This is a genomic window from Desulfomicrobium apsheronum (assembly GCF_900114115.1).
Lineage (GTDB): Bacteria > Desulfobacterota > Desulfovibrionia > Desulfovibrionales > Desulfomicrobiaceae > Desulfomicrobium > Desulfomicrobium apsheronum.
The window spans coordinates 1-16,484 of the sequence record NZ_FORX01000006.1 but is presented as its reverse complement, the minus strand read 5'-3'; the positions used below and the strand labels follow the sequence as shown (position 1 = coordinate 16,484).

The window sequence follows — 16,484 nt, the reverse complement described above, 5'->3', positions numbered from 1 at the left end:
CAAAGTTTGACAGAGGTACCGACATGAAAGAACTATTGGGCAAAGACATGCGTCTGACCAATCAACGCAGGATCATCCTGGAAGAGCTCAAATCAGTGACCACCCACCCCACTGCCGACGAGATCTACGGCATGGTGCGCCAGAAGATGCCTCGCATCAGCCTGGGCACCGTGTATCGCAATCTTGAAGTGCTCAGTTCGCTCGGTCTGGTGCGCAAGCTGGAAAACGCAGCCGGACAGAAGCGTTTTGACGGCGACGTCTCCCCCCATCACCATATCCGCTGCGAAGCATGCGGAAAGGTGGGGGACATCTTCGACGCTCCAGACATCACGGGAATCGAGCAGGGACTTGGCACGGACTTCCAGATCACCGGCGTAAGCCTGGAATTTTCGGGGATTTGCCCCCAGTGCCAGGCGGGAAAAAAGCTGGCGCAATAGTCCATTAGCGGCGAACATGTCCCAATTATCAAAATCACTGGAACACTCAGCCGTTCCGTGGTAAGTGTTCGGGTAAATTCACACCACGAACATGGAGGAAGAAATGGCTCAAAGACTCGAAGTGTACAAATGTGACCTGTGCGGCAATATCGTTGAAGTGATGCATGGCGGCGACGGAGCCCTGGTCTGCTGTGGTGAGGACATGAAGCTTCAGGTTGAGGGAACCGTGGACGCGGCCCGGGAAAAACATGTTCCCGTGATCCACAAAACCGCCACCGGCTACAAGGTCGTGGTCGGCGAAGTCGCCCATCCCATGATCGACGCTCATTATATAGAGTGGATCGAGCTTGTCGCCGACGGCAAGGTCTACCGTCAGTACCTGAGCCCCGGCCAGGCCCCTGAAGCCGAATTCTGCATCACCGCGGAAAAGGTCACGGCCCGCGAATATTGCAACCTGCACGGACACTGGAAAATCGAAAACTAAAAGGAGATACCCAGCATGGATAAATACGTTTGCACGCTCTGTGGCTATGTTTACGACCCGGCCGCCGGCGACCCGGACAACGGAGTCGCCCCCGGAACCAAGTTCGAAGACGTCCCTGATGATTGGACCTGTCCCATCTGCGGAGCCGGCAAGGAAGATTTCGCCAAGGAAGATTGATTTACCAAGGCCAGCCCGTGCGATCCGGGCTGGCCTTGTTTTTTTATACGCTCAACTCCCCGCCCCGGGCGGGGTCATCACGTTGTAAGGACAATCCCCAATGCCTGTCACCGAAATCAAGAAAGACATCTACTGGGTCGGAGTCGTGGACTGGAACATCCATGATTTCCACGGATACTCCAAATCTCCCCAGGGAACGACATATAACGCGTATCTGGTCATCGACGACAAGATCACCCTATTCGACTCCGTTCCGGCCAAATTTCAGATGGACCTGTACCACCAGATCCGGTCCATCATCCCGCTGGAAAAGATCGACTACATCGTCTGCAACCACATCGAACCCGACCACTCCGGGGCCATGCCCTTCCTGATGGAGAAGATCCAGCCCGAGAAAGTCTTCTGCTCCAAAATTGGGCATCGCATGCTCCTCGACCATTACCACCAACCCGACTGGCCCTACCATCCGGTCCAGACCGGCGACTCCATCAGCCTCGGCAAACGCACGGTGCAGTTCATGGAGACACGCATGCTGCACTGGCCGGACTCCATGTTCTCCTATATCCCCGAAGAGAAGCTGCTCATCTCCAACGACGCTTTCGGGCAGAACATCGCCTCCAGCGAACGCTTCGACGACGAAATCGATCTGGCCATGCTCATGGCAGAGGCCTCCCACTACTACTTCAACATCGTCCTGCCCTTTTCGCCCCGGGTCATCGCGGTGCTCGACGATGTGGCCAAGCTGGGCCTTGAGATCGACATGATCGCACCGGACCACGGCATCATCTGGCGCTCCAACGTGCCGCTGATCCTCCAGGCCTACCGCGACTACGCCGAGCAGAAGCCGAACAAGAAGGCCGTCATCGTCTTTGACACCATGTGGCATTCCACGGAGAAGATGGCCAAGGCCATCGCCGAAGGACTCATGGAAGAAGGGGTCGCGGTCAGGATCATGTACCTCAAACAGTACCACCACTCCGACGTCATGGGCGCCCTGGCCGATGCCACCGGCATCATCTGCGGCTCCCCGACCCACAACAACGGAATCATGCCGCTGATGGCGGACTTTCTGACCTACATGAAAGGCCTGAAGCCCCTTGGACGCGTCGGCGCGGCCTTCGCATCCTTCGGTTGGAGCGGCGAATCCCTGAACATCCTGACCGAGTGGCTCAAATCGGCCAAGATCGAGGTCGTCGAGCCCGGCGTGAAGTGCAAGAACGTGCCGGATCACGCCAAGCTGGCCGAGTGCAAGGAACTGGGACGCCAGGTCGGCAAGGCCATCGTGGCCAAAGTGGAAGCCGAGGCCTAAGACCCGCACCATGGCACGCAGCAGGGAAATAAAACGCCAAGTCCTGGACCTCCTGGCCACCGATGGCTGGGAGGCTGGGCTTGGCGGTCTCGCGGAACTCGGGCAGCAGGCCGTGGCGCCGCTTTTTTCGGCGCTGTGCAACCCTGCGCCGCTGGTCCGCTGGCGCGCGGTCACGGGGTTTGGAATCGTCATCGCGGCCCTGGCCGAGAAGACTCCGGAAAAGGCGCGCGTAGTCATGCGCCGCTTCATCTGGAGCCTCAACGACGAATCCGGAGGCATCGGCTGGGGCGCGCCGGAAGCCATGGCCGAAATCATGACCGCAAGCCCACTGATCGCTTCCGAATACCACAATCACCTCCTGGCCTACATCCACGAGGACCACTGCCGTCCGGACTGCTATCTGGAACACGCCCCCCTGCGCCGTGGGGCCGTCTGGGGCGTGGGACGGCTGGCGCAGGTCCGGCCAGACCTCGCGGCGAAGGCCGAGCCCGATCTGCTCTGCGCCCTGGAAGACTGCGACACGGTCATCCGGGGCCTTGCGGCCTGGGCCTGCGGCCTGTTGGGCCTGACCGCGGCGCTGCCGAAACTTAAAGCCATGAGCCAGGACCAATCGGTCCTTGAATTGTACCGCGACCGCGAACTTCAGGAAGTGACCCTGGCCATCCTGGCCGCGGAAGCCGTCTGCCGGATCACGGGCCACGTACCCGCACAAAACTAAAGGAGACTCACTATGGATGTGCTCATGTTATCCAGGCTTCAGTTCGCCATGGCTACCATGTTTCATTTCATCTTCGTCCCGCTGACCCTGGGCCTGTCCATTCTGGTAGCCATCATGGAAACCAAATACGTACGGACCGGCGACGAGACGTACAAACGGATGACCAAATTCTGGGGCAAACTCTTTGTCATCAATTTCGTGCTCGGCGTGGTCACGGGAATCACGCTCGAATTTCAATTCGGCACCAACTGGTCCCGCTATTCCGAATACGTCGGAGACATTTTCGGATCTCTTCTGGCCATCGAGGCCACCACATCCTTTTTTCTGGAATCGACATTTCTTGGCGCCTGGATCTTCGGCTGGAACATCCTGTCCCCCAAGATGCACGCGGCCTGTATCTGGCTGGTGGCCATCGCCTCCAACCTCTCGGCGGCCTGGATTCTCCTGGCCAACGCCTTCATGCAGAACCCCGTTGGCTATGTGCTCAGAAACGGACGCGCCGAACTGGACAATTTCTTCCACGTGCTCCTGAACCCCTTTGGCTGGCAGCAGTACGTACATACTCTGAGCGGCGCCTTCACCCTGGCCGGATTTTTCGTCATGGGCGTCTCCGCCTACCATCTGCTCAAAAAACAGAACATCGACTTCTTCACCCGCTCCTTCAAGATGGGCATGATCTTCGCCCTTGTCTTCTCGGTGCTGGTCGCGGTCCAGGGTCATCATCACGCCCAGGAAGTCGGCAAGATCCAGCCCGCCAAACTCGCGGCCATGGAATCCCTGTGGGAAACCCATGAAAACGCGCCCATGTATCTGCTGGTCGTGCCGGACGAGAAAAACGAGAAGAACGCCATCGAACTCTTCGGCATCCCCGGCGCTCTGTCCTTTCTGGCTCACGGTTCCTTCAACACTCCCGTCCAGGGCCTGAAGGACTGGCCGGCGGACGAGCGCCCGCCCGTCATGCTGACCTTTCTCTCCTTCAGGGTCATGGTCGGCCTCGGCACGCTCCTGCCCATCCTCTGCATCTGGGCCTTTCTGCGCCGCAACAAGCTGACCGAAACGCCGCGCCTGCTCAAAGCCATGATCTTCGCCATCCCGCTCCCCTATCTCGCCATCGAGGCGGGCTGGGTAGTGGCCGAGGTGGGACGTCAACCATGGATCGTCTACGGGCTCATGAAAACCGCCGACGCGGTCTCGCCCATCGTGACTTCCCAGGTGGCCTTCTCCCTGGTGGCGCTGACCCTGCTCTACGCGCTGCTGGGCGCAGTGGACATCTACCTGCTCTTCAAGTTCGCCAAGAAAGGCCCGGCCGAGGCATAAACCGTTCGGATCACAAGGAGGATTGATACATGCTTGAAACCATATGGTTCCTACTCTGGGGTGTGCTCTGGGCTGTTTATTTCGTGCTGGACGGATACGACCTTGGCATCGGAACCCTTGTCCCGTTCCTCGGCAAATCCGACACGGACCGCAGGGTAATGTTCAACGCCATGGGTCCCTTCTGGGACGGCAACGAAGTCTGGCTGATCACCGCCGGCGGCGTGACTTTCGCCGCGTTTCCCAAGGCCTACGCGGTCATGTTCAGCGGCCTCTACACGCCGCTCATGCTGCTGCTCTTCGCCCTCATCGTCCGCGGCGTCTCCCTGGAGTTTAGGCACCAGGTCGACAGCCCGGCCTGGCGCAAGGTCTGGGACTGGGGCGCCACCATCGGCAGCTTCGTGCCCGCGCTGCTTCTGGGCGTGGCCTTCGCCAACATCTTCATGGGCCTGCCTCTAGATGAAAATGGCGTCTTCCAGGGCAACCTGCTGACGCTCCTGAATCCCTACGGCCTGGCCGGAGGAGTGCTCTTCGTGCTGCTCTTCGTCATGCACGGAGCCCTGTGGCTGACGATCAAAAGCGAAGGCGACCTGCATCAACGCGCAGCCAAACTGACCCGCAAGCTCTGGCCCGTGCTGGTGGCACTCATCGGTGTCTTCGTGGTCCTGACCGCCATCTACACCAACCTGCTGTCCAACTACCTGCTGAACCCGCTGATGCTCGTCCTGCTGGTGATTCCGATCCTGGCGCTCGTTCTGCTGCGCCAGCAGATCGGCAAGGAGCAGTGGTGGGCCGCCTGGGGCCTGTCCGCCGCCATCATCGCCGGCCTGACGCTCTTCGGCGTGGTCGGGCTGTACCCGGCGCTGCTGCCTTCGAGCATCTCCCCGGACTATTCCATCACCATCACCAACGCGGCCTCCAGCACTCTGACCCTGTCCATCATGCTGGGCGTGACGCTGGTCTTCATCCCCATCGTGGCGGCCTACCAGTTCTGGCTCTACCGGACCTTCGCCCACAAGGTCACGGAAAAGGAACTGGCCCAGGACGGTGCCTACTAGCGCCGGGGCCTGTGCGCAGCGACAACAAAAAAGGGTGGCCGAAATGGTCACCCTTTTTTTGTTGTTTCAAAACAATTTGTTTCAACCTGAAATCATGCCGGATGGATTTCCGCCTTCGCGGGAATGACAGCCAGAGTGTATCTTGCGAAGCTCAGCCTCAAGCCGTCTTGCTGCGAACTTCGGATATGGATGGCATATATCGCCACCTCTCGCGCTCACCTGGCCGACGCGGGCCCCGTCAAAAACCGACCGTCCTAGAAGACCATGCTCGCGATCCAGCTTCCGGAGACAAAGACGCCGATGGTCGCGCCCAGGTTGGCGAAGATGACAACGAGCAAAATGCGGCTGACCGGATTGATCCAGAAGCCCTTCACCGTCATGACGCTCATGGGCAGGTCTTCGAGGTCCGAAACCGTGGGCTTCTTGACCCAGGCCTGGACAAGACCGGCCACCCAACCTGCGGCGATGAGCGGATGCAGCGTGGTGATGGGCGCGGCCAGAAAGCTCGAAAGCACGGTCAGCGGATGCCCGAAAGCGGCAAGGGAACCAAGGGCCGCGCCGATGCCGGTCACCAGCACCCAGACGGAAATTGCGTCCATGGAGGCATCAGCGCCGCCACGGAAAAATCCGATGACCAGCAAGGCGACGAAAAAACCGGGCAATCCCCACTTCCAGAACACGCCCCATCTGGAGGGTGGAGGGAGCTCTTCCAGCGGAGCCAGGTCGATCTCCTGGCCAAAATATTTCTGCATGCCCGGCACGTGACCGGCACCGACCACGGCCACGATATTCGTGCCCGGAGCCTTGCGGATTTTCTGCGCCAGGTAGATGTCGCGCTCGTCGATGAGGCGCTCCTTGATCTGGGGAAAATTTTCCGCAAAAGAGCCCATGATGGCGGCCAGCTCATCCTTCTTCTTCAGGTCCTCGATAAGCTCCTTGTCCACGTCGTCGTCGACGAAGACGCTGGCCAGAAGCTGGCTCAGGAGCTGGAATTTCTTCCAGAAGCCAAGAAAACCCCAGACGCGCTTCAAGGTGACCTGCACATCGCGATCGGCCAGGACCAGGGTGGCTCCGGTTTCCTGGGCCAGACGCACCCCTTCCATCATCTCCGCGCCGGGCTGCACGCCCAACTTGTCGCCGATCTTGCGGTAAAAGGCCTGCAGCACGAGCTGCACCATGAGGAAGACGGCCTTGCCTTCCTTGATGACCTTGTAGATGTCCATCCGCTTCCAGTCGTCGCGGCGGGTCATGGCCTGGTGGCGCGCCGGGCAGAGTTCAACGCAGATGGAATCGGGACGCACTATCTCCACGGTCCGGCGCACATCCTCGACACTTTCCAGAGAAACGTGGGCGGTTCCAACGAGAAAAAACCTTTTCTCGCCCTCTTCGACCACGGTCACGCTGTCGGGCAAATTTTCAAAATCCACGCTATACCTCACGGGCCCATGCCCTGTTTATTGTCAAGATCCGTTCCGTTATCCGCAGCCTCCCGGGAAAGCAAGCCCAGGCGGCTCCTGACACCCGACGGGCACATTTTCGCTTGTCAAATCAAAGTCCCTGAAGCATTCCGACCCAGACAACTCATCCGGAGCAGACATGTCTCAAAGCGATTTTGACCAAAATTTGCAACGCGCCCCTTACGCAACCATCTGGAATCTGGCCTGGCCCCAGGTGGTGATGATGTTCTTCCATTTCCTGATCGGCTTTGTCGACGTGTGGGTGGCCGGACGGATCGGTCGCGAGACCCAAGCCTGCGTGGGCGTCATGAGCCAGGCCATGTTTTTTTTCATGGTCGTGGCCATTGCGCTGGCCAACGGTGGTGTGGCGGCCATAAGCCAGAGCTCCGGAGCGGGGCTCCCACGCCGCGTCAAACGTTTTGTGGGGCTTGGAGTGGGACTCGGATTTGTCACGGGACTGGTCATTCTGGCCTTCGGGCTCTGGTTCGACGAACGCTTCCTGCTCCTGCTGCAGATCCCGGTCGAGGTCATGCCCATCGCCGAGTATCTGCTGCAAGTCAGTCTCTACATTCTGCCAGCCTACTACCTGTTCACCATCAGCAACGCCTTTTTTCGGGCCCAGAAAATAGTGACCCTGCCCCTTTACTCCATGATCCTGGTCACGGGAGTAAACACACTGCTCGACCTGGGCCTTGGACTCGGCATGTGGGGGCTGCCCAACCTCGGATACAAGGGCATCGCCTGGGCGACATTCGCCTCCATCCTGTGCGGCACCGTCTATAATTTTGTCATGATGTTCCGCTGCGGCCTGCTCTCCCGGCAAAGTCTGGCCCCATGGCGCTGGGTCCGGCTGGCTCTGCCCTATCTGGTCAAGGTGGCCTGGCCGGCGGGGCTCATGCAACTGGTCTGGCACTCGGCCTACATGGTGCTCTATGCCATCACGGCCAGTCTTCCCTTTGACAACGTCGTCGCCATGGCGGGCATGAGCGCCGGTATCCGCATCGAGGCCCTGCTCTTTCTGCCCGGCATCGCCTTCAACTTCACCGCTTCCATCCTGGTCGGCCACTACCTTGGCCAGGGGCGAAAGGATGAAGCCAAGCGCATCGGCTACAAGATCATGCTCGTGGGCGTGATCGCCATGAGCGTCATCACCGGCCTTCTGTGGCTGGTCATCGAGCCGGTCATCGCCTTTGTCGCGCCGGACCTGCAGGTGCAGGAAGAAGCCATACGCTATCTGGCCTGGAACATGGCCGCCACACCGCCGCTGCTGGCCGCCATGATCCTGGGCGGAGCCTTCACCGGCGCGGGTGCGACCATCTACCAAGCCGTCATTTTCGGCACGGCAGCGTGGCTGGTGCGCCTGCCGCTCGCGTACCTGCTGGGGCATGTGGTTTTTCAGTCCGCCAACGGCGTATGGATGGCCATGTTCGCGTCCGTCCTGGTTCAGAGCGCCACCGCCCTTTATTTCTATCATTACAAGGATTGGTATAAATTCACTCTGCGCAAAGACAGGAGAACCGCTTGAAATCCCTGCCCGGCCACTATCTCGGGTCCGTCGCCAACTACGCGGCTGACACCCCCTGGGACTTGGAATACTCCCTGGTGCTCGACGCCCTGGGGCACTACCAGTTCTTTTCACGCGACGGTGAAGGACTGATCCGCCAGCGCAACGCCGGGACCTCCGGCCGGGCATTCGCCCAGTTCGCGGTGCAAAACGGCTTTGACGTGGAGGAATTGTTGCGCGACCTGAGCTACATCGACAGCGGATTTGCCGCCGACTTCAAAAACTTCATCGCGAGCCGCAACGCAACAGACTGAAATCGTAGATAAAAATACGACAGCGACCCAGCCGGCAAAATCCAGGACCTGCCATAAAATAAATCCTCATCCACCAATCGACGCCCCACCGCATCGTAGGGGCGAAAATTTTTTCGCCCTCCCTGGCGCGCCGCGTCACCCGACCAACCACACCACCCCATGCCCAGACCCGCCACCGCTTAACCGTCCAAGAGTCCAAGAGCCCAAGAAAGAATTGACGGTCATCACCGCCCTGTATATTTGAAAAACCTCCCTGCCCGGGTGGTGGAAGTGGTAGACGCCAGGGATTTAAAATCCCTTGCCCTTCGGGGCGTGCCGGTTCAAGTCCGGCCCTGGGCACCAATGAAAACAAGGACTTGCAGCAATATGCGGCAAGTCCTTTTCATTTTCCCTTCCATAAAACCAAGTTTAGTACAAGAATAGTACAAGAATTGGACAAGACAGGAAGGTTATGACGGCGCCCCAAAAATATAATTTTGGAATCAGTCAGACGGTGTTGATACGCCACGCCTGCGCAAAGGCAGGCCTTTCGTGGACAACGGCCCTCCAGCCTGACGATGGCGGTTGCCTCCAGCCATATTTCACCAAAGGGGGGCTTGATGGATTACCTCCGCCTCGCAACGACCCCACCCTCGCCTGCTCCCATCTCCGCCAAAGCTCTGCTCTTAGGCTTGGACCTGTTAAACATAAACGGATTCCGGAGAAAATTCGCAGCATAAAAGACTTCATATTCCTCAAGACGAAACCATCCCATTCCCGTTGCAATATCTCCGCCGCATGGCAACCGACGCTAACGCCAGCCCGTTTGGAACCATTAACAACAAAATAGCTCTTCTGGCAGGAAGAGCTTTCTTTGTTCCGACGTCTGGCGCAGGCCACGGTCTAAAAGGACGCGCCGTTTGATCGCTTCGCGGAAACGGCCAAAGGTGCCCAAAATAAATCGGCACCTCATAAATATTTTTTCTTTGACCGCTGCCGCTAGCACGAATCTCGCTCTGCCCCCCCTCACACGCAAAACTTATCGAACAATCAACAAGCTGAATTAATTCATTTTTTAAAAAAAACAACACCATTTTCGCCAATTTCTTAAGTCAGTTTCCAAATCACATTTCGTAAGCCTGAATAATTTTCGCTTACTTTTCAGCGTGATAGAAAAAAAATCTACGCGACCCTCCGATCTTCCTTCAGAAAAAATAGACCCATCTTCCGGTTTCTATAGTGAATTCGCGAATGGACGTTTGGATTCGTCGAAACACAGACAGGAGGCATTATGACCGAAATCGAAACACTGAGAGAGTCGCTCCCCCCTATCTTCGCAAGAAGCGAAGTCGGGCGATTGACGGGGGGGATTATTCAACCTGGCACACTTCGTAACAGAGACTCACGCGGAGACGGCATTGCTGGGCGCTTTATGATTGGCCGCAAGGTTTGCTACTCCCGCGAATCTTTTTTGACATGGCTTGCGGCAAGAATCAAGCCAACTCAACTAAAGAAATAACGCGTTCAGGAACCATCAGGACACCCATCCTTGGGTGTCCTGATGAGATTACAGAAGCTATTCATAACAATTCATCATCGGAGGTCTACAATGAAAGAAGAAACAGAAAAGAAGTCCAGGAGATCTGTCGCAGAGATCAGGGAAGAGCATCGGCAGTTCGTCGAACTTTACCAACGCGGCCTCACACCCTTCGAAATAATGCGCAAACTCAGCATCTCGATGGCTCGATACAATAAGAATTTCACAGATGCGATCGTTGAAAAAAAAATAACCCTAGCGACATATGAATACGGAACATGCTCTGGAAAAAATCTTCCAAAAGAAATTTGCATGCAGCTCCAAGCAACAAAGGAAGACATTATCCGTTTCGAAGTCACCGACAAAGGCGTCTTACTGAGCAAGGCGGATATCTAACTATGGAGATACGCATCAAACTCTGCAGGTCACCACCAGGAACATCTGATTTGCGTAGTGTTCGACAGGCAACAACTTATCAATCATATACCGCCCAAAATGGGCATGAAAAGGAGGCCGTTATGGCTTACAAAGAAGATGAATTGAAGATGATGGTTAACGCCATCGACTTCAACAAGCGAATCGAGGACAGGCAGTACAGATTGCGACTCGAAGATAAACTACACCGCAGTTACGAGGAGCTTCGGAATCGTCCTCCTCGCTGGATTTTTCAACAGTTGTCGTTCGCAGCTTTCAATCCGGAATTGTTTCCAAATGACTTGATTGAAGTTGCCGAGCACATCAGTAGCCATGCAGAGATTGATACAACGTCAGTACTTTTGGTCTTGTTTGGCAGTATTTCTGCTGCGATGTGCGGCCGCTACGTTGTGCAAGTAGACCATGAATGGCGTGAGTCTGGCGGCCTATACATTGTAGAAGCTGCTGAGTCTGGCTCTCGCAAATCGTACGTGATTAGCACAGCAAAAGCACCTTTAGACCAATACTTCGAAAAATTGAGCCTGGAGCATGAGGTGCAGTCTGCTAAATATAAAAAAAATAACAAGCACCTTGAAGTGTTCAAACGGAAAGTCATCAATTTACTTATAAACAACCATCTGAAGAGTTCTTCGGCAGATGGAATTTACTTTGGGGATCCGAACGAGGTGTTACCAGAGCTTCAACACACTATCGACAGCTTGGACAAGAACACTGAGGCTACAAAACCCAAGTATAGCACTCCACCACAGATATTCCTGAGCATAGCCAGTCGCGTGTCGGCTGGCGAGGGAATGTCAAAGCAAGGTGAATTTGCCTGTGTCTTCGAGGCAGAAGGCTCCTTTTTCGAAAGCGAAATCGCCAACAAGTCTACACACCCAGGCCTTTACCTCAAGTCATACGACATGGAGAGATACGATTACTCGTCGAAAAATGTCGGCAAAATCTCAATGCAAAAACCGTCTATGACCATAGTCGCGTTTGTCCAACCTGATGTGCTTATGAATTTTTACAGCAACAAAAATCTGAAAAGTCGAGGGTTAAACGCGAGGTTTCTGCCCCACTTCGCCTCGAAGCCCAGCAATTTCATTCGCCACAGGTCATTGCCCCCCACCCCGAAGCCAGGCGCTATGATCGCCTACAACGCCAAGATCACCGAAATGCTGAAACGGAACTTCACGCAGGACAAAAACAGAGAAATCTGGACCGTGTCCCTGACACCGAAAGCCTACGAACTGGTCAAAACTTATGAGCAAAACACGCAGCCATATGTCAGAAGCCTGGAGTATTTGCACATGAGTTCCTTCCTTGCGAAGGCGCATGGAGCGGTCGTACGATTAGCGTTATGCATTCACGCCTGGAACAATCCCAAGCCAGAACAGTCTCCTATCACTCGGGAAGAAGTAGAAGCTGCTATCTCGTTGATGGACGTTATCGTCGAGCACGCAAACATAGCCTTTAGCCCAGAGCGTAGCCAAGCGTGTGTGGATGCACAGGAAATACTCGCATGGATACGCCGTTGCGATTGGACCGACATCATCCCGGTTTTCCAAGCTCAGGACGCAATGAGTGCGATTAGCGGGTTGAACAAGAAGCAATGTCACGCAGCGCTCGATCTGCTTGAGCAACATGATAACATACGGCAGTATTTCGAGGCCGGGAGAGACCGGTTGTGCGTCCTGAATCCCCAACTCGTTAATCAAAATATCATCCAAAATAACAGACCCATCGGTCGATACTGATGCCCCAAATCCCCGAAAACCTGAGAAATGCTGTTTTCAGCACGTATTTTTCGGAGACTTTTTGACTAACCGACATGAACAACAGCAATGGCTACGGTCTGGTTAAGGCCGTAGCCATTCATTATGTTTAGCCTCTTTTGCAAAACCCATTCGGCATTTACCTTCCCAATATTTGTATGTTACTTTTTCCAACGACGCCTCGATATTGGCGCAGGCACAGTTTGTGCTGAGAGCGCATAATCAAATCCTAATAGATCCACAGGAGAAAACATGGAAGATTATCTCAAGCAAGCAATCGAGATCGTAAAAGCCCAAGCATCTGTGCGCAATATGAACGAGGAAGAGATCACGTCCATGATCAAGGCCTTGGCTGGCAGCATTCGTGGAGTCGATGAAGGTGGCGCTCCCGTTGTCGAAACCGGACCCGCTATCGATCCCAAAAACGCAATTCGTGAAAAGAGCGTCCTTTGCTGCGAGTGTGGAAAGTCATTCAAAGTTTTGACGAAGCGTCACTTGGCTACACACGGACTCACTCCCGAACAGTACAGGGAAAAATACGGTTACAAGAAAGGTACTTCCCTGGTAGCAAAATCTCTGGCCCGTAGCCGCCGAAAAACCATGCAGGACATGAAGCTTTGGGAAAAGCGTAAAAAGGCACCCAAGGCTGAGTAACTGGTAGTGACGTAAAGCTGAAAATGTCAGGCCGGACACCCCTTTCAGGGAATCCGGCCTCATTTATTTTTTTGCTCATGAAACCTTCTTCGTACTTAAGTTTCGAGAGACTCAAGCTCACGAGGAAGCCAAGTGTGGATGATTTGCCATTCCAGACGAAGCCGCGGCATCAAGACTCCTAGAAATCGATCGCTGGAATTGGAATTGGCCAGAACCACGCGACATGGCCAGCGCGACCGACTCCCAAGCCTACCAAATACTCCTCTTCGAACGATTCCCCTCCGCGCAGATCACGGAAGACATGCGAGCCCTCATGCCGCAGCACGTGGACAAATCCCTTCTCCCAAGCCTCCCCAAGCCAAAGCCGCGCAAAAAGTAATGACTCTTCTGCTTGTATCGCAGATCTGGCACGTCCGTGGAAGATGATGCGGATGCCTGACCGCTTACGCAAATCTGTTTGTATAATAAAATATTTTGTTAGATAATCTAATGCGCAAAATGAATGCAAAGTTATATAAGATTTCGCTTCAATCCGCTTTTTGCATCTCAAATACCACGTTTCTTCTATTCAAAATTCACTCAACCAAGATCCAATTTGCCCGGACAGTATAACGCTACTGATCGGAATAATATCCTTTATTATCAACCTATAAAAGGAGCAATTATTATGTCTAAACATCACAAAATCGAAACTGCAGAAATCGAAAATGGCGTTACTGAAGCAAATAATTCCATTAACTATAGCTATAATTTATTGCTTTATGCTGCACATACGATCGGCATCGATAGCCTAGATGTGTCAATTATTCAATGTCCAAACAAGGAAAATGGCAACACTGCAATTTGCCAAGCGAAACTAGAGACGAGCCAAGGTCAGACTTTTACAGGTATAGGAGATGCTTCACCTTCAAATACACTAGATTCTGACATGACGTTCCTAGGTATTGCGGCCCACCGGGCAAAAGAACAGGTCATGATTGACGCCTTCAACATACCATACATTGTTCGCCTGATGGAGGCTGCAGAAGTCCATGAAGAAGATAACTCCATCGACACCAACTTCGAAGTGGTCAAATCGTAAAAAATCTCGCCCCAGTAATTCCATTCCTCAAGACTGACGCAAGCCGAAGCAGATCGAGATGGTCTGCTCCGGCCCTAAAAAATACCGTCAAAAAAAAATACAATAACGTTAAAAAACAGGCAGTCATAAACAGGGATTTTAGATGCACCAGTCGAAATTCGATTCATCAAAAGGGACCTGATTTATCTCACACAAAAAATTTAATGGATAAATGCGGACCGGCGAACGCTTACAAAGCATGCAATGTATGCGCTGCCTGATGCCTGTGAGGGGATGGTACGAATGGAACGAAAACGACCTAGTCAGGAGCGATTCTGGCCGGCAGGTGAAGCCGCCCTACTACATCTCCGCACCGAATGCAGATGCTATCGCCTTCGCCGGGCTTTGGGCCGTCTGGACAGGACAGGACGGCAGCTAGGTGCCTTCCTGCGCATTACTCTCCAAAGAGGCAGCGCCAGGCATCGTTCAATGACCGCATGCCCGCGGTCCTCAAGCCCATGCGCTCCGGGCAGGACGAGGACTTCCACGACGTCATCGCAGAGCGCTACGAGCGAAAACCGACGATCATCACCAGCAATCTGGACTTCTCGGAGTGGAACGACGCCTTCCACAACAAGCTGCTCGGCGCAGCCACCCTCGACCGGATCATGCACGGCGCTTACCAAGTCGTACTGGACGGCAAGAGCTACAGGACCCCTCGCAAGGATCTTTCCCCTTGCAGAGGCGACTCATAAACACATAACCAGACGAGGTCGTCCGAGCGAAAATCTCTCATGTTTGCTGGCGTCATTAAGGTGCCCATCGGTGGCGCTATTAGCAGCCCGTTGATTTATTCATGATCAACACCGCTCGACGGTAATCTGAGTTCCGACGAATTCTTGGCCAGTCTCGCTCTTCATCTCAACCAAAATTATCGAAACGACCATCCGTCCCCAAACAATAATAAAAATTTGCGCTGAATTGAGGTAAAAATACCCCTTCGGGGTCCCGAAACCTATCAACTGACGCATCAGCAGGCCGAGATTGAACCCGGCCACACACAGGAGGTATCGTTTGTGGACGTTTTCCTGCCCTCGAAGGTGCGTTCTCCGCATACCTCCACGATCGAGCACATGCTGGAAACTTCGTTCGACCAATTCCGTTCGTCGCTTTGCCAGTTCGCGCCCTTTGGCTGACTTCAACCGGGCGCGGTTGTTGTAAACGGCCCGCCGCGCCTCGTGGTCACCTTTCCAGTTGAGCAGACCGTTCGCTTTCGGCTCGGCGATCCTCGTCCTCCAAACTCCGCCATTCAGTTCTTTCACTACTTCCCGGGAATGGTAGCCCTTGTCCGCGATGACTTCCGTTGGAGCCGTGGTAATCGGCGTACAACCGATGTCGGAAAGATTCTTCCTGGCGGATTCCAGCGTCTTGCCGATCGTCGTCGTATCCCCTTGGTCGGCCTTGTGGATGTCGGCGGAAACAATCGCTCCGGTGTCCAGATCTACGGCGTGCTCGGGCTTGTAGGCGAGGTGAGTGCGGCTGTCCTTCATCTTGGTGATCCGCGCATCCTCGTCACTCTCCGACTTCCAGTCCTTGTTCGAAAGCTTCTTTCCCTTGCGCTTGCGATCCATGCGAGCCAGTTCTTCACGGGTCGGCGTTTTGATCCCACTGTCCTTGGCGATGCGCTCAAGCATCTGCTGATACGTTTCGCCCGTGTCTCGGCGTACGATCGAGCGCATGGCCGCGTTGGCTTCCATGGTCGAGGCGTCGATGCCAAGACGTTCCCCAACTACCAGGCCGGACTTGGTCAGTGCCTGCAACACCCATCCGAACACTTCCTGATGAACTTCCAGAGGCAACCTCTGTCGGATTCTGCTCAGGCTGGAGTGATCAGGTACCCTCTGGGTCAGGGAGAGCCGCAGGAACTTTCGCAGCGACAAGGAGTCGGAACACCGCCACTCAAGCCCGCGCTCGCTCTCGATCCCTTCAAAATAGCCAACCAAGTGCATCCTGAAATAACGACCTGGAGGAATGGATTTCCTGCCGGGACCAGACGCATAATACGGCTCACAGAGCTTCTCGACAAAACGGTCAAAGCCGCCCTTGATCAAGATCGACTGCAAGCGGTCATAAAAAACGTGTCCAGGTGAGCGCGGTAAATCCGCACACATGACAAACACCTGACTCTGGTCATCACTCTGGTTGCCAAGTCCCATAACAGCTCCTTGTTCATGGCAACCTTCTATATTTTTGAGATTTTTTCAATATATAAATAGTTTCGTATATAAAA

At 54.8% G+C, this 16,484-nt stretch carries 18 protein-coding genes and 1 tRNA gene; 17 read left to right on the top strand and 2 right to left on the bottom strand.

Annotation, left to right across the window (positions count from 1 at the left end; genetic code table 11):
• Positions 1-23 precede the first annotated feature (23 nt).
• From BMZ40_RS07820 to cydB, 7 genes are all read left to right on the top strand, one after another.
• The gene (locus tag BMZ40_RS07820; RefSeq protein WP_092373802.1) at positions 24-437 is read left to right on the top strand and encodes a Fur family transcriptional regulator; all 414 of its coding nucleotides are present in this window, start codon (positions 24-26) and stop codon (positions 435-437) included.
• 103 nt (positions 438-540) lie between these two features.
• Positions 541-921: a desulfoferrodoxin gene (locus tag BMZ40_RS07815; protein WP_092373800.1), complete on the top strand. Its 381-nt coding sequence runs from the start codon at positions 541-543 to the stop codon at positions 919-921.
• 15 nt (positions 922-936) lie between these two features.
• Complete coding sequence (gene rd, locus BMZ40_RS07810) at positions 937-1,098, top strand: rubredoxin (RefSeq protein WP_092373798.1); 162 nt, start codon at positions 937-939, stop codon at positions 1,096-1,098.
• Between the two features lie 100 nt (positions 1,099-1,198).
• On the top strand, positions 1,199-2,407 hold the full coding sequence (locus BMZ40_RS07805; protein WP_092373796.1) for an FprA family A-type flavoprotein: 1,209 nt from the start codon (positions 1,199-1,201) through the stop codon (positions 2,405-2,407).
• A 10-nt stretch (positions 2,408-2,417) separates the two neighbouring features.
• A complete protein-coding gene (locus BMZ40_RS07800) occupies positions 2,418-3,125 on the top strand; it encodes a DVU0298 family protein (RefSeq protein WP_092373794.1) in 708 nt (235 codons plus the stop codon).
• 12 nt (positions 3,126-3,137) lie between these two features.
• Positions 3,138-4,442, top strand: a complete 1,305-nt coding sequence (locus BMZ40_RS07795; protein WP_092373792.1) for a cytochrome ubiquinol oxidase subunit I — start codon at positions 3,138-3,140, stop codon at positions 4,440-4,442.
• Positions 4,443-4,471: 29 nt separating this feature from the next.
• Positions 4,472-5,497 carry a cytochrome d ubiquinol oxidase subunit II gene (gene cydB, locus BMZ40_RS07790; RefSeq protein WP_092373790.1) on the top strand — a complete coding sequence of 342 codons (1,026 nt, stop codon included), beginning with the start codon at positions 4,472-4,474 and terminating at the stop codon, positions 5,495-5,497.
• 254 nt (positions 5,498-5,751) lie between these two features.
• On the opposite strand, the gene BMZ40_RS07785 is transcribed toward cydB, so the two are convergent.
• Entirely contained in the window at positions 5,752-6,924 is a 1,173-nt protein-coding gene (locus tag BMZ40_RS07785; protein WP_092373788.1) for a TraB/GumN family protein, read from the bottom strand.
• A gap of 169 nt (positions 6,925-7,093) precedes the next feature.
• Here BMZ40_RS07785 and BMZ40_RS07780 point away from each other — a divergent pair, with 169 nt between their 5' ends.
• From BMZ40_RS07780 to BMZ40_RS07740, 10 genes are all read left to right on the top strand, one after another.
• Positions 7,094-8,479 (top strand): MATE family efflux transporter, encoded by a 1,386-nt coding sequence (locus BMZ40_RS07780; RefSeq protein WP_092373786.1) that lies wholly within the window; start codon positions 7,094-7,096, stop codon positions 8,477-8,479.
• The gene (locus tag BMZ40_RS07775) at positions 8,476-8,772 is read left to right on the top strand and encodes a hypothetical protein (protein WP_092193743.1); all 297 of its coding nucleotides are present in this window, start codon (positions 8,476-8,478) and stop codon (positions 8,770-8,772) included. Before BMZ40_RS07780 ends, BMZ40_RS07775 begins: the two co-directional genes overlap by 4 nt.
• A 255-nt stretch (positions 8,773-9,027) precedes the next feature.
• Positions 9,028-9,114 (top strand) — tRNA-Leu (locus BMZ40_RS07770).
• Between the two features lie 928 nt (positions 9,115-10,042).
• Complete coding sequence (locus BMZ40_RS07765; RefSeq protein ID WP_092373784.1) at positions 10,043-10,270, top strand: hypothetical protein; 228 nt, start codon at positions 10,043-10,045, stop codon at positions 10,268-10,270.
• A gap of 90 nt (positions 10,271-10,360) precedes the next feature.
• Positions 10,361-10,684: a hypothetical protein gene (locus BMZ40_RS19555; protein ID WP_177193074.1), complete on the top strand. Its 324-nt coding sequence runs from the start codon at positions 10,361-10,363 to the stop codon at positions 10,682-10,684.
• A gap of 122 nt (positions 10,685-10,806) precedes the next feature.
• Positions 10,807-12,462 (top strand): DUF3987 domain-containing protein, encoded by a 1,656-nt coding sequence (locus BMZ40_RS07760; RefSeq protein WP_177193073.1) that lies wholly within the window; start codon positions 10,807-10,809, stop codon positions 12,460-12,462.
• Positions 12,463-12,732: 270 nt separating this feature from the next.
• Positions 12,733-13,134: a Ros/MucR family transcriptional regulator gene (locus BMZ40_RS07755; RefSeq protein WP_092373780.1), complete on the top strand. Its 402-nt coding sequence runs from the start codon at positions 12,733-12,735 to the stop codon at positions 13,132-13,134.
• Positions 13,135-13,801: 667 nt separating this feature from the next.
• A complete protein-coding gene (locus BMZ40_RS07750) occupies positions 13,802-14,215 on the top strand; it encodes a hypothetical protein (RefSeq protein WP_092373778.1) in 414 nt (137 codons plus the stop codon).
• A gap of 211 nt (positions 14,216-14,426) precedes the next feature.
• Positions 14,427-14,633: an SOS response-associated peptidase family protein gene (locus tag BMZ40_RS20160; RefSeq protein WP_092373776.1), complete on the top strand. Its 207-nt coding sequence runs from the start codon at positions 14,427-14,429 to the stop codon at positions 14,631-14,633.
• 58 nt (positions 14,634-14,691) lie between these two features.
• Positions 14,692-14,949: an ATP-binding protein gene (locus BMZ40_RS07740; protein WP_281243777.1), complete on the top strand. Its 258-nt coding sequence runs from the start codon at positions 14,692-14,694 to the stop codon at positions 14,947-14,949.
• A gap of 105 nt (positions 14,950-15,054) precedes the next feature.
• Here the strand turns inward: BMZ40_RS07740 and BMZ40_RS07735 are convergent, their stop codons facing one another.
• Positions 15,055-16,410, bottom strand: coding sequence for a transposase (locus BMZ40_RS07735; RefSeq protein WP_245751060.1), 1,356 nt, complete (start codon positions 16,408-16,410; stop codon positions 15,055-15,057).
• Positions 16,411-16,484 lie beyond the last annotated feature (74 nt).